At 43.9% G+C, this 14,888-nt stretch carries 10 protein-coding genes; 7 read left to right on the top strand and 3 right to left on the bottom strand.

The annotated features are described in order from the left end of the window. Positions 1-248 precede the first annotated feature (248 nt). The 7 genes from RB622_RS19800 to RB622_RS19830 all read left to right on the top strand — a co-directional run bounded on the left by RB622_RS19800 (position 249) and on the right by RB622_RS19830 (position 7,734). Positions 249-1,631, top strand: a complete 1,383-nt coding sequence (locus tag RB622_RS19800) for a LutB/LldF family L-lactate oxidation iron-sulfur protein (protein ID WP_308048351.1) — start codon at positions 249-251, stop codon at positions 1,629-1,631. Positions 1,632-1,811: 180 nt separating this feature from the next. Continuing rightward, on the top strand, positions 1,812-2,435 hold the full coding sequence (locus tag RB622_RS19805; RefSeq protein WP_308048352.1) for a lactate utilization protein: 624 nt from the start codon (positions 1,812-1,814) through the stop codon (positions 2,433-2,435). Further along, positions 2,432-3,145, top strand: coding sequence for a (Fe-S)-binding protein (locus RB622_RS19810; protein ID WP_308048353.1), 714 nt, complete (start codon positions 2,432-2,434; stop codon positions 3,143-3,145). Before RB622_RS19805 ends, RB622_RS19810 begins: the two co-directional genes overlap by 4 nt. Before the next feature lie 157 nt (positions 3,146-3,302). Then, positions 3,303-4,736, top strand: coding sequence for a sugar porter family MFS transporter (locus RB622_RS19815; RefSeq protein ID WP_308048354.1), 1,434 nt, complete (start codon positions 3,303-3,305; stop codon positions 4,734-4,736). A gap of 48 nt (positions 4,737-4,784) precedes the next feature. Continuing rightward, complete coding sequence (locus RB622_RS19820) at positions 4,785-5,642, top strand: SMP-30/gluconolactonase/LRE family protein (RefSeq protein WP_308048355.1); 858 nt, start codon at positions 4,785-4,787, stop codon at positions 5,640-5,642. Between the two features lie 3 nt (positions 5,643-5,645). Next, a complete protein-coding gene (locus tag RB622_RS19825) occupies positions 5,646-6,416 on the top strand; it encodes an SDR family oxidoreductase (protein WP_308048356.1) in 771 nt (256 codons plus the stop codon). 217 nt (positions 6,417-6,633) lie between these two features. Next, positions 6,634-7,734, top strand: a complete 1,101-nt coding sequence (locus RB622_RS19830) for an acyltransferase (RefSeq protein WP_308048357.1) — start codon at positions 6,634-6,636, stop codon at positions 7,732-7,734. Between the two features lie 28 nt (positions 7,735-7,762). On the opposite strand, the gene RB622_RS19835 is transcribed toward RB622_RS19830, so the two are convergent. From RB622_RS19835 to RB622_RS19845, 3 genes are all read right to left on the bottom strand, one after another. After that, positions 7,763-9,100: a hypothetical protein gene (locus tag RB622_RS19835; RefSeq protein ID WP_308048358.1), complete on the bottom strand. Its 1,338-nt coding sequence runs from the start codon at positions 9,098-9,100 to the stop codon at positions 7,763-7,765. A 468-nt stretch (positions 9,101-9,568) separates the two neighbouring features. After that, on the bottom strand, positions 9,569-11,275 hold the full coding sequence (locus RB622_RS19840; protein ID WP_308048360.1) for a RagB/SusD family nutrient uptake outer membrane protein: 1,707 nt from the start codon (positions 11,273-11,275) through the stop codon (positions 9,569-9,571). 113 nt (positions 11,276-11,388) lie between these two features. After that, positions 11,389-14,535 (bottom strand): TonB-dependent receptor, encoded by a 3,147-nt coding sequence (locus RB622_RS19845; RefSeq protein ID WP_308048361.1) that lies wholly within the window; start codon positions 14,533-14,535, stop codon positions 11,389-11,391. Between the last annotated feature and the right edge of the window lie 353 nt (positions 14,536-14,888).

Here is a 14,888-nt window from a genome sequence, read left to right on the forward strand (position 1 = left end):
AAAAATATGACCGTTGTCGATACTTTTTTTCCCAACTACATTAAAAATAACGACTTCAACACGATGGTTTTCATCGGCTCATGCTGCCCATACTGACATAAGATATACTTACAAGCATAGATTTTCACTTGTTCTGCAAGCTTTGCAAAAAAAGTATCTGCCTTGGAAAAAAAACGGGTTGGGCAAAGCTATCGTCCCATCTACATTTACCTAATTAATTAGGACTTATCCAACGGGGCGATACATGCATGAAGCGTAAACAAACAGAATTTCTATTAGCAAGCGGCAGAAAAGTTTTTGATCTGGACCATCGCAAAAAATTAAATTTTGCCCTCAAACAGGCAGATGCCGCCTACAAAAAGGGCAAACAGCAGTTTTCTGACCTGGAAACTACCAAAAAAATCGCCAAGAATATTAAATGGCAGGCTATCGAAAACCTGCATACTTACCTGGAAGCATTTGAAACCAATTTTAACCGAAATGGTGGCAGGGTGATATGGGCAGAAGATACCCAGCAGGCGCTGGATGCAATCTTAAATGTATGCAGGAAAAACGAAGCAAAAAGTATTGTTAAAAGTAAATCAATTGTCACGGAGGAAATCCATCTCAATCAATTTCTTACCAAACATCATATTGAAATATTAGAGACGGATCTGGGCGAATATATCCAGCAGCTGGACGGTGAGGCGCCTTACCATATTGTCGCACCTTCTCTTCATAAAAGCAAAGAGGATGTTGCGCAATTGTTTCATGAAAAGCTAAATGTCCCGCCTGATCTTAGTCCGGAGGAACTCACATTGGTGGCCCGAAACATTTTGCGAAAGAAATACGCTGCCGCAGAAATTGGCATAACCGGCATCAATTTTATTCTGGCAGATATAGGCGGCATTGCCATCACAGAAAACGAAGGTAATGCATGGCTCTCGGCCAGTGCTCCTAAAATACATATTGCCATTACCGGCATAGAAAAAATACTACCTTCCGTTCACGACCTTAATTTATTCTGGCCACTGCTGGCTACACATGGTTCAGGTCAGCGTACAACGGTATACAACAGCATTTATACGGGACCGAAAAAACAGGACGAGACCGACGGGCCCGAGGAAATGTATGTGATCCTGCTGGATAATCGCCGTAGTCATCTGCTGGCCGACCCTGCGGCAAGAGAAAGTCTTTATTGCATTCGCTGCGGGGCCTGTCTGAATGTTTGTCCCGTGTATAAAAACATTGGAGGTCATACTTATGGCACCACGTATAGCGGACCTATTGGTGCTGTTATTTCACCCTACCTGAACGATGCGGCGGAATACCAACATTTAAGCTTTGCTTCCTCACTCTGTGGTGCCTGTACCGAAGTGTGTCCTGTGCATATCAATCTTCATAATCTTTTATTGAATAACCGGCGCAATGCAGTTGAACAGAATCTTATTTCAGCTTCCGAGCAGATTGGCTGGAAAATATGGAAAAAAATCAATCAACATCGCCTGTTAATGAACTGGCCCGGAGGAGCGACGAAGACGTTTCTTGTCGGAAAACTATTCCGTCAACATTGGGGGATCAGAAGAATACTGCCGGAATTCACGCATAAGACCTTTAATCAATTCACAAAAAACAAACCTGACTCGAAGTAAACGCTACTTCCAGCCGGATATTTGGCCCAATTTATACTAAGTAGCTGTTGGCAATTATCTATATGCGATTAGCGCTATAACCGGATGATCAATAGCTTATTATAAAAATCAACAATATGAACTAATTTTTCACTACTACTTATGTCCTCAGCGAGAAATAACATTTTAAAAAGAATAGAAATGGCATTGGGAAAAAGCACCGGGGCTCCTTTTCCCGATCATTTGCAAACCCCGTTTTCATTCCAAAATAATGCGCATGATCTTAGGGCACTCTTTACAAAAGAATTTACGGCACTCGATGGACAAGTTTTTCTTTGCAGAGGAAAACCAGAACTGATCGAAAATATCGCCAAACTGGCTGCTGAGAAAAACTGGACCAACATAATTTGCAAGACACCGGCTTTGGTAAATGACATGCAATTCCATCTGCTCCCCTCTGTCAATAATAGTACGGATGAAGAAGCCGAGGCAGGAATTACGGATTGCGAATGTCTCGTGGCGCGAACAGGAACCGTCGTACTAAGTGCCGCGCAGGCTTCCGGAAGATTGCTCCCGGTTTATTCTCCGGTTCATTTGATCATTGCTTCGGTAGATGACCTTGTGTTTGATATTGGCGATGCACTCAAACGAGTGGAAAACAAGTACAGCGGCCAACTGCCTTCCGCCATCTTTTTTGCTTCGGGACCAAGCCGTACGGCGGACATCGAAAAAAGACTGGTACTTGGCGTACACGGGCCTAAAGAGGTTTATTTGTTTCTGATGGATAACGATTTAAAACAGCCGAAATACCCGGATACACTATGAAAGTACAGCTTTTTGTTCCCTGTTTTATCGACCAGATTTATCCGCAGACTGCGCTGAATACGATAAAAGTTTTAGAGAAAGCCGGATGTGAGGTCTCCTACAATCCGAACCAAACCTGTTGTGGGCAACCTGCCTACAATGCGGGTTACTGGGACGAATGCCGTCCCGTAGCCCGGAAATTTCTGGACGACTTCAATGCCCCCGAATATATTGTAGCGCCCGGCGGATCCTGTGTTGGTTTTGTCCGTAATCATTATGACAAACTCTTTCCCGATAAAAATATGTCACAAAATACTACGCAAAAACGCATGTATGAGTTAACCGAGTTTCTGACAGAAATACTCCACATTGATAATATGGGGGCATCTTTTCCCGGCACGGCAACCTATCACGATGCCTGTGGTGCTTTGCGGGAATGTGGCATAAAGGCTCCTCCCCGAGCGCTTTTAACCAACGTACAAGGATTAGAGTTAATAGAAACCGACGATTGCGAAGTTTGCTGCGGCTTTGGCGGCACTTTCGCTGTAAAATATGAATTCATATCAAGTGGTATGGCAGAGCAAAAAGTGCAGCACGCGCAAAAAAAAGGAGTAGAGTATATTATCTCAACAGATCACTCTTGTCTTTTACACTTAGATGGTTACATCAAAAAACACTTAATTCCCATTAAAACCGCGCACATTGCCGATGTTTTGGCAAGCGGATGGTAAGTAGCGGTTGGCAATTAGCTATATGCGATTAGCTCAGTAACCGAATGATTAATAGCTTATTATAAAAATCAATAATATAAACTAATTTTTCAATACTACTTAATTGAGTCCAAGTATACGTGTGAATTAATTTTTAGACCCTTAAAATCATTTTCATATGACGCCCATTCCCCAAAATGCTGAAAATTCAACCACATCAGAAGAAAACACCCAATACATTTATTTCATTTCAATCGTGGCCGCAGTGGGCGGATTGCTATTCGGGTATGACACGGCCGTCATTGCAGGAGCCATTGGATTTCTTCAGATCAAGTTTGATTTATCACCTGCCATGACCGGGTGGGCAGCATCGAGCGCCATTTGGGGATGCGTCATCGGAGCGATCTTTGCCGGGCATTTGAGTGACCGGTTTGGCCGGAAGAAAATATTGCTACTCAGTGCCGTATTATTCGCCGTATCGTCCATAGGATCAGCCATTCCTGAAAACTTAACGGAATTCGTACTCGCCAGATTCATTGGCGGACTCGGTGTTGGCGCTGCTTCGATATTATCTCCGTTGTACATTTCAGAAATTTCACCTGCTAAAATACGCGGCACATTGGTAACGCTCTATCAGGTAGCCATCGTGGTCGGTATAAACCTGATCTATGCGATCAATTATTTAATAGCCGGCATGGGCGATGAAACCTGGAACATCCATACCGGGTGGCGTTATATGGTTGGTTCGGAAATTGTTCCTTCCGTTTTATTCTTCTTCCTGCTTTTACTTGTCCCGGAAAGTCCACGCTGGTTAGCAAAAAAAGGAAATGAAGCATTGGCCCTCTCTATTTTGAATAAAATAAATGGCGAAAGAAAAGGGGCTATCATTTTACGGGAAATCAACGAAACGCTCAATGAAGAGCAGGGAACATTTTTTGAACTTTTCAAACCGGGTTTGCGCAAGGCTATGATTATTGGCATGATGCTGGCGATTTTTTCACAAATCACAGGAATCAATTCAATCATATATTATGCCCCGGAAATATTCAAGAGTGCAGGATTTGGCACAGAATCCGCTTTCATGCAAACGATCATCATCGGCATGATCATCACCTTATTCACTTTTGTTGCGGCTGTGCTCATCGACAAATTAGGAAGGCGCAAATTACTGCTATGGGGCGTATCCGGCATGACCATTTCCTTATGCGCAATAGGCCTTGTTTATCACTGCAATTGGACTGGCGGCGTATGGTTACTGGTATCCATCCTTTGCTTCATTGCCTGTTTTGGCGCTTCTCTGGGCCCTATTCCATGGGTTATTATGTCTGAAATTTTCCCAAACAGGACGCGGGGATTAGCCATGTCAGCATCCGTTCTGCTTTTATGGCTATCGATTGTCGCCATCACGCAATTCTTCCCCATGCTGCTGGAAGCCATTGGCGGGGCCTACACTTATTGGTTATTCATGGTAAACGCCATCATTCTGCTTGTTTTTATATGGAAAGCAATTCCGGAAACAAAAGGAAGGTCGCTGGAAGAAATAGAAAAGGGCTGGAAGAAAAACAGCAATGAGGATAGCCGGAAAGCAATTTTTGAGGGTATTGAAAACTAGAAAAGTATGGATACATACAGTATCATATCAGTAACCAAGAGGATTTAAATGATGGAGGAATTCAAAAAAAATATTGCTTTGTTTGCCGACGGTCTTGACCATCCTGAGTGTATTGCCGTACATGTCGATGGTTCCGTATGGGCGGGCGGAGAGGCAGGACAAGTCTATCGCATCCATGCCAATGGAGGCGAATGGGAAGAAGTAGCCAATACCGGCGGATTTATTTTAGGCATAGCATTTAGTCCGGGTTGCGAATGGCTTGCCGTTTGCGATTCGGCCGGCAAATGTGTGTGGAAAATGGATCCTGAAACCTTTAAGCTGGATCTATTCAGCAAGGGCTGCGCATCCCACCCGTTTAACATTCCCAATTACCCTGTGTTTGATTCAGCAGGAAATCTGTATGTATCTGAAAGTGGCGAATTCAATAAGGTTACCGGGAAAATACTGAAATTTTCGACTGATGGCCGGGGCGAAGTCTGGCATGCAGGCCCTTTCAGTTTTACCAACGGGATGGCGCTGGGCAAGGACGGAAAGTACCTGTATCTCGTATGTTCCTGGTTACCCGGTGTTGAAAGAATAAACATCAGCAACGATGGCTCAGCCGGAGCCAGAGAGGTATATTGCACGATGCCGCGAACGGTGCCCGATGGTATCGCCTTCGATCAGGATGAAAATCTATATGTTTCCTGCTATACCCCGAATGCGATTTATAAGGTCTCGAAAGACCGGGTATCCACTTTACTGGTCGAAGACTGGGAAGCGCATACCTTGTCCAATCCCACCAATATCGCATTTGGCGGTGATAATATGGATCAGCTTTTTACGGCTAACCTGGGAAGATGGCACATTAATAAAATTGATTTAGGGATAAAAGGATTGCCGCTGGTTTCTCACCAAAATATATAACAAATGAGCTTTGAAAATAAAACGATCGTAATAACCGGTGGAGCAAAAGGCATAGGAAGAGCCTGTGTCGAATTATTCCATAGCCAAAAAGCGAATGTCGTTATACTCGATGTAGATGCTGATCAGGGCACGGCCCTTGCGAATCAACTGGGTGAACGCGCTTGCTTTATTCTTACGGACGTGTCCAAAGAAAGTGATGTGATAGCGGCTGTTGAACAAATAAAAAGCCTTTTCGGTGCTATTGATATATTGCTGAATAATGCAGCCGTTCAATATTTCTCTACCGTTACGGGTAGTACGCTGGAAGCGTGGGACCAAACCTTTGCTATAAACGTAAGGGGCGGATTTCTTTGTGCCAAATACATGATCCCCTCCATGCAGGCGAAGGGAAAAGGGGTGATCATCAATATGTCCAGTGTGCAGGCATTTGTAACCCAGCGGCAGGTGGCGGCCTACGCAACCACCAAAGCGGCCCAGGTTGCACTTACCCGCAGTATTGCCATTGATTACGCGCCAACCATCCGCTGTGTAGCCATTTGCCCGGGTAGCGTAGATACGCCTTTACTGAGAGACCTGGCGAGTCAATCGCCGGATCCGGCTGCTGTTATCAAAGAATGCGAAGATATGCACCTGATGAAAAGGGTGGCTGATCCTTTGGAAATTGCCGAATTTGTATCCTATCTGGCCAGTGACAAAGCCGCTTTCATAACCGGTCAGGCTTTCCGTATCGATGGCGGGCTGGGTATTATGATTCAGGGATCGAAGCAGGAATAGGTGGTTTTATGTGGACTTATGTGGCATATTTCATAGGGGATATGCCATTTTTTTGTACGGTCTTCCTGATTTAACGGATGTGTCATATACAGGAATAAGTTTGCTGACAACTAAAAATGACGGCAACAATGACAAGTGAGCAGGAGATGTACAATCGTTTAATTTATCCCAATGTTATGATCGGCAATCAACTTTTTAATCTACTTTTGCCGACTGTATGACAAAAAATTTATCAATAATAGAAACCCATAGAAGAAATAATTTCGATTTTCTCAGGTTGTTATTTGCTGGCTGTGTGATCATTACACACGCATACCCATTGACGGGTTCTCAGGAATGCGATTGGTTGTGCCAGATCACCAAGGGGCAATATACATTCTCGTGGATTGCCGTGAGAGGTTTTTTTGTAATCAGCGGTTATCTCATTTTTCAAAGCCTGGAAAGATCAAGAGATCTGGCTGATTTTTACTGGAAAAGGATTTTAAGACTCTTCCCAGCCCTGGCTGTGGTACTTATTCTGACCGTGGTGCTCGGCCCTTTTGTGTACGAAAATGATACGGCCTATTTGCTGAATAAAAGGGTCAGGACATATATTCCCAACAATCTGCGCCTTTACACACTTCAATACGAGATTCCAGGTATATTTGAACACAATCCACACAAGTCTGCCATAAATGGTTCGCTATGGACAATTCCATTCGAGTTCACGATGTATATAGCCGTGTCGCTGCTGTTTTTTATAAAAAGCAAACGCGTACCCGTCATACTGATTTTGGCCTTCATTTATTTGCTTCTTGCCAAGCTGGACGTTCTCAATTTTAAGGAGATCCAGAAATGGAATTTCTTCATACTTGACTGGTACCTGATTGAGCTTGGCGTTTATTTTGCTGCGGGATCACTTCTTGCGGCTGCCCGAATGGCTGATATTCCACCACGTTATTTAACGATGATATTGATTCTTTCGTTGGGCGTATTCGTCTTTTCCACCGGACAACCCATTTTCTCCTTTGCCAGCGTTACATTGCTTCCAATGATCGTGCTGAGCATGGGACTACTCCCGGTTTATGGTATTAGCAGTGTTGCAAAACACTTGGGCGACCTTTCTTATGGCATTTACATATATGGATTTCCTGTACAGCAAACGCTGGTATACTATTTCGGAATGAATCCCATAAGCCTCATTTTTATGAGTCTTATCATTTCTGCAATGCTGGCTTACCTTTCGTGGCATCTCATCGAAGCACCAGCATTAAAACTGAAAAACCTAAAACCGATTCCCATGCTTATTCAGAGAACGCGGGGGATCATTGGACGTTAACCTAAAAATCCTTAAATCAAAAACAGTATTACCTCATTTTCCTAAATGCAACCAAAGGACAAGCCACCGTGGTGAGGTAGATTGGATTCTGCGTATAGGTGCCTTGGTTAAAGCATTCATAGGGTGCGCCAAAATTACCTCCCTTTCGGTAATCATTGGTTTTGAGATCTTCCATAAATTCATTGGCCAATGCTTTGGCAGACGTCGGGTCAACCTGGTTGATCGCATAGCAAACCCATCCCGTAGGCGTTCCCCAGTAAGCGCCATTTTGGTAGGTATTTTTAGCCGAGAGAGACACTTCCCAGGCCGTTTTTTCATTGTAATCGTCGGTGGTCAGTATATGCCGGACATTGCCTTTATAGCTTAACGTGCCGGCTTTATAGGCCTTGGCAAGCATACTGGAGGCTTTACTCAGATTTTCTCCTTCAAGCATGCCCAGGTAAACAGCCAAAGCGGTGGACCAGACGTCCGCCTGCTTACTTTTCCCTGTTGAAGCCATCAGCATACCTCTATTGTCCATAAACAATTTGGGTAAGGTCTCCTTGATTGTAGAAGCGATCTGCCGGTATTTTCCTGCATCATTGCTTTTTATCCGTTGCAGCATTTCTGACAACTCCATGGCAGCCCGGTATTTTAGAATGGACGGAAAGCAAAGATTGCCCGTAATCGCCTGCGCGTCTCTGAAACCAAAATCAACGCCCCGAATCGCTTCCGTAGCCTTCACAATATGATTCGTCACATCAGACGGAGGGACATGAAATGACGTTTTTAGCCGGTCAATTAATCGGGTTCCATTTGCTTCTTTCAATAATATTTTATAGTCTCCGGTCTGTTTTACGTAATAATGGGCCATGTGGACGAAATAAAACTGGTCGCAATAAGGCGGCAGCATTCCCCAATCAGGTGTCCCCTGCCCTTCATAGCTGTAAGTACCCGGAAAGTAAATGGGTTTGCCGTCATCGATCCGCACATGATCAGCAATAGCCCCGTAAGGAACCAGACTTCCTCCTTTTGTAATCCAGGCCTGGTCGCTTTGTGTTGAAGCCGTCAGCATCAGCATGTGCAGCTGTTCTTTCCTGGGAACAAGTCCCGTTTCAAGGGACATGGCATAATCCCGGATCCAGAATGACGGGTAAGCATCTCTCCCACCGGGTCTTATTAAAGTTTCCCCTGTTTTATTCGAACCGAATTCTTTTGAAATAAATTGGTCGGGATGGATACGGGAGGCTTCCAGTACATCTTTGGTCATTCCTTCAAGAAAGATAAGATCTCCATTTGACAAAAATGATCCAGGCTTTGCCCTCTGCGCAAAACCAACGGAAACCGTGAGCAACTGGATAAGTATGAACGATTTTAAGTATTTCATGAGGTTGTATTGACTAATTCAAAAAGATAACTTACTGTTTGGCAAAAGATCATGTTTATTTCCTGTATGTTTTGAAAACACAGGTCTGTTCCGATTCTCTACCCGAAGATAATTTAATCGGTCATATCAATACCACGAAACGTCCCTACGGAACGAAAACCAGATCGATCTATCCTCACCTCTACCAACGAAATGTCCCGATGGGATAAGGATATTTCGGTATTTTTGTTCCCATAGGAACATTTCGTTGGCGGTCCGCCGCGCGGTAGCAATGATATTGAAATTGTAAAATATCGTTCCTTAGGAATGGCTGGTGGTGTTGGCTCCAGTTAGTCGCAGTATCCAGACCGCCCGACGACCGGCCCGGTAGCCCCGGGTGTCATGCGGTCTCAGGCCCCTACATATGAATAACATCCTTTGGAGGTCAATTGAATCATAACCACCGAGAAAATGAAGCGCTTACGGCCGTTACAGCAACGGGTCAAAGTTTCCGCCGGGCCAGCCCTTGGTTTGTTCCAGATTTGGATTCTGTTCTAAATGACTTTGTGGTATAGCAAAGAAATAATATTCCGGCTTCACATTAAATGGAATTGTCTGGACGGATATTTTTTCAACGTTAAAAGCATTGACAAAATCGTCAATATTATCCATACCCTTGGGGCCGGTTTTTCCTTCTTTCAGCGTGATTTTGAGCCCATGCCGGGTTGTTTTGTTAAGAACCTGATCCCATTGTCTTAATCTTCTCAGAGTGCCTATTCTTTTGTTTTCAAAAGCAAATTCCAACTGATTTTCAAGCATGTATGCTTTCCTGATTTCCTCTTTCGTGGATGCAGTAATGCCATACTTATTATCCTTCCCCGGCAAAATCCCGGCCCTGTTTCTCATATCATACAACACCTTAAGGGCTTCCTGGGTATTTCCAGCTTCATTGGCGGCCTCTCCAAAAGTCATCAATACCTCGGCAAATCTGATTTCAATCCAGTCCATTTTCGCCCGGTCCACGCCATTCACGTCAATCGATCTGTCCACCGCTTTCACCCTGTAAAAACTGGTGCTGGTTGGCAGCAGCCCATCCATGTGAACACCTTTATCAATGTATGTCCATAAATTGGTTTTCTGATCCATCATATCTTTCAGATAGGGAGCCGCACCATTGTAGCCAATCGTGGCATAAAATCTTTTATCACGATGTCGGTGCAACGTATCGTAGGACATCGTCCTGGAATCCCAGGGTCTTCCGTCAACCAGTGGAAATGCTTCAACCAAATCCAGTGTCGCCTGGTCCCAGCCCGTACAACCAGCAGACCACATAATGGGCCGTAGGCAACCAACATAATAAGTGGCACCGGGATCATTATACTGCTTCACCATGATCACTTCTTTGTTAAGCTCCTCAGTCCATATGCCAAGTGGATTTTCAAATAAACCTTTTCCTTTGGATTCACAAAATTCCTTCGCCAATTTCGCTACATCGTAGGCGTTTTGCCAGCGGCTTTGTATGTTGGCGGGATTGAATTGCGGACTCGCGTAAAACAACATCACACGTGCTTTGAACGCTATTGTTGCACTTTTATCAATTCTGCCGACATCCACACCAGTCCACTTATCCGGAAGAAGCTCAAAAGCCTGGTTTAAATCCTTAACGATTTGATCCACACATTCAGACGTTTTATTTCTTTTGACCTGAATCGCTTCAATATTATCAGTGCTCTGAACATCCAGTACCAAAGGAACTCCGCCATAGCTGACTACCATCTGCCAATAAGCCCATGCTCTCCAAAAATAGGCTTCGCCCTTGATCGGGTTCTTCTGGCTATCCGATAAAGTACCCTTATCTATTTTTTCCAACATAAAATTGATATTTCGAATCACGGCATAGTTCCAGACAGTGCTGCTGTTGACGGTTGCATTTCCATAACCATACGGATTATCGAATGTGCCTACATAGTTAGTACCGCCCGCCTCATCTGAATAACTGCCAGCCTGTGTAGGCATGCCCGGCATCAGGGCGGCATAAATTCCATTCGAATAACCTTTGGCCAGCTCTATATTGTTCCAGACATCGTCAGCTTGTATCGCCGTCAGATTTTCTTTATCCAGAACATTGTCACAGCTTATCGTAAACAGTCCCAACAAAAAGATCAGGACGGTGCTATATAATAGTTTGCTTTTCATTTCTTTAATTTTTTTAGGTAATAGCAAAAAATGAGTTGATATTATTTGTTTGCGAAACTCGCTATGAATCCTATTATTCATTTATCGGCTTAAAGCGAATGGCCAACAGCTACCTACAATGTGATACTTACACCACAGCTATATTGTTTCATATTAGGATAACTGGCCAGAGAAGGTATTTCCGGGTCATACCATTTAAATCCGCTCAGATAAAGGAGATTGGTTCCGTTTACATAAAGTCTGACCTTTTTTATACCGACATGCTTTAATACAGTCTGAGGCAAATCGTATCCGACTGAAAGGTTCTTGAGGCGAATAAAACCGCCATTTTCGTGCCAAAAACTAGAGGTCATTGTACTGTTCGGATCAGCGGGCCCGGGAATGGTTGGATATTTACCATCAGGATTTTCAGGACTCCAGGCATCTCCCCAATAAGCATACAACCGGGCATCCAGTGGAAATCCTCTGCCCCAGTTGTCTGTGTAAAGCTTTTTATGTCCAAAAAGTGACTGAAAAAATATACTCGCAGAAAACCCCTTCCAGCTGAGATCCAAGTTTAGTCCCGCAGAATACGGTATATTATTCATGCCGTATTTCGATATCACCTGACGATCGTAGGTATCGATTCTCCCGTCGGGTTTGCCATCCAGCCCCGAAATATCTTCATAGTTTAAGCTACCCAAAACCGGTGCTCTTCCTAAAATCGTATAGCCAGCCGGTAGTGCATCTAGTTCCTGCTGCGTTCTTATAATTCCCGTGGATTTATAAGTGGCAATATATCCGAGCGACTTTCCATTTGGATTGTCTACATCCAGTCCATTTGCTGCAAAATCGGCCTTCACTACTTTGTTGGTAGCAAAAGAAAAGTTACCTCTGACGTCATATTTAAAATCGCCAACCTTGTTGCCATAGGTTAATGCCACATCAAAACCCTTGGAATCCACTTGCCCGTAGTTTTCCGCAGGCAACGTTCCACCAAATGTGGTTGGCAAGGTAATGATTCTGGACCCCAGAATATCGTAGGTATGCCGCGTCCAGTAATTGAGTTCCAGTCCGATATTGGAAGTGGTCAGCAAATCGATACCGTAGTTGAATGAACGGGATTTTTCCCAGGTCAGATCTTTGTTAATGATCCCGCCATAATTGATAACGTTTTGATTGGCCCCTCCCAAATAATATTGTCCGCGGCCGTAATACGCTTCCTGCCATTGAAATCCGCCAATCGCATCGTTACCCGTATACCCAAGGGATCCCCGGATTTTAAAATAGCGAAAAGCGGGCAACATTTGCTTAAAAAAGGATTCTTCCGAAAGTATCCAACCCGCCGATACCGACGGAAAATAGCCCCATCGCTTACCAGGCGCAAACAGCATGGAGCCGTCACTTCTTAAACTGGCAGACAATAAATACCTCTCCTTGTATCGGTACTGCGCACTGCCAACGTAGGATTGCCGTCCCACATAATTCTCTTCCCCGGAGCCTACGGAATTGATGGCATTATCGCTGGTTGCAAAAAACTGGTCTTTAGTGACAAGCGGGAAATCGTATCGGGTGAGCGAGAAATTGTTGGCACCCATGTCATATTGTTCATAAATCGCGACGGCGTCGATACTGTGGTCGCCAAAGTCGCGGGCATAAGATAACTGACCATTAAACTGGTAAGAACTTGTCTTGTATAAAGTGTTGGACAAATACTCCCTGGAAGGCCAGATACTTTTTACCTTGCCCAGCAGTTCCGTGGTAACCACTTTACCCGTAGAGCCTGTTCTGCCGTAATCATATTCCTCCTGTTTAATAAAATATCCTTTGATAAATCTGCTGGTGTTGTTTCTGCTATATTTTCCGATGATCGATAGGCCCTTAATAAAGGGCACATCATATTTCATGTGCAGCAGCGCATTCACACTTTCATTCTTATCACTGACGTAACCGCCATTCCCATTGACAAGACCGGGAAGATTATGCAACCACCGCGTACTCACAAAATTATCATCGATCTTGATAGGAATGTAGTAGAAAAGATACTTTAACCGGCCATACCAGTCGCTTACGTCAGGAGAAGAAGAGTTGAACTGATGCCTGTTGCTATTGTCGGTGCTGATGTTTAATCCGATTTCTAAGTTTTTCGTCAAAGAGGCAGTCACTTTCGCCCTGAGATTATATTTTGAAAAATCCATATTATCCAGGAATCCTTTATTTTTATCAAAAGATCCACCTAAGTAAAATTGAATATTTTCCTTTCCTCCCGAGGCACTTAAAGAAGTTGTCATGGTGGATGGATTGCGGTACAGATATTTTAAATAATTGGTACTGTACCCTAATTTTTCAATCATTTCTATTTCATCATCCCCAAACCAGTTTTTCCCCGTTTGTTTTTTCCAGTAAACGTTATTCAGTATATGACTGTCATGGTCACTCAAGACATCGTCATCAAAAGTTGGTTTTTCAAAACTATAACTCGAATTAATCTGAACGGTTGGCTTGCCGGCCGTTCCATTTTTAGTCGTGACCAGGATAACGCCATTGGTTGAACGCGCACCATAAATGGAAGCCGCCGCTGCATCTTTCAAGACACTGATCTCGCTAACCTCATTCATGGAAAGCTGGTCAAAAGCCTGTTTGTTCAGGACAACGCCATCAATGACGTAAATAGGCGGACTGGCATTCCAGGAATTGGCAGCACCGATCCGGATACTGGAACCCGCACCCGGGGCACCCGTAGCCTGGCTAATATAAACCCCTGGAAAGCGACCAGCGATCGCATTAGAAAGCTGGGTGGTCGGGACAGCCGAAAGTTCTCCCACCGAGACGGATGAAACCGAACCCGTTATATACTTTGCCTTAACCTGCTGATAACCAACTACAACAACTTCATCCAGCGCTTTTCCTTTTAAATCAGCGGCAAGGACAATATTGATAAGAGACCTTCCCTGAACAGGTATTTCCTGCGTCACAAACCCCAGAAAAGACACCTCCAGCATTTCATTTCCTCCGTCCGGTATGGTAAGGGAATAAGCGCCGACTTCATTGGTGATTGTCCCGGTATTTTTACTTTTTATTCTTACCGTGACACCGGGTAATGGCTCGCTGGATTCATCCGTTACTGTTCCTTTTAATTCACGCAGGGACTTTTCCAAATCCCTTTTTACAGCGGTTTTACCCTCTTTCGAAGTATTGATGTTCTTATCATTGAAATCCACAGGATCAACAGCTAAGCAATTCGCCCGGGTGAAACCAGGCGCCAGGAGGCATGCAGACATTATCAGAAGCAATAAAAATATCTTGCCTTTGACATGATTTACCATTAGTGAATAGAAATTTTTCATTCGCATTTTGGTTAAGATGGTTGTTTAGAAAGAGGCGTTTAATATCGTAACCTCAGAGGTCAAATGTAGAAGTAGCCCGAGGGAAGACCAACCCATTTTTTGTTCAACGCTGATACTTTTTTTGCATCCCTCATGATTAGATAAATAGGTTGTGGGATGGGGAAGACAGATTATTCAATTTTAATTTTTATGCTAACATTATTTCAGGAACATTGCCAGTAAAGTCTTTAAATTATTACATTTATTGTTTGATAGATTTATTTCGGGCGAAGTAAGGGATCAGACTA

The organism is Dyadobacter sp. LHD-138 (genome assembly GCF_030929615.1).
Taxonomy (GTDB): Bacteria; Bacteroidota; Bacteroidia; order Cytophagales; family Spirosomataceae; genus Dyadobacter.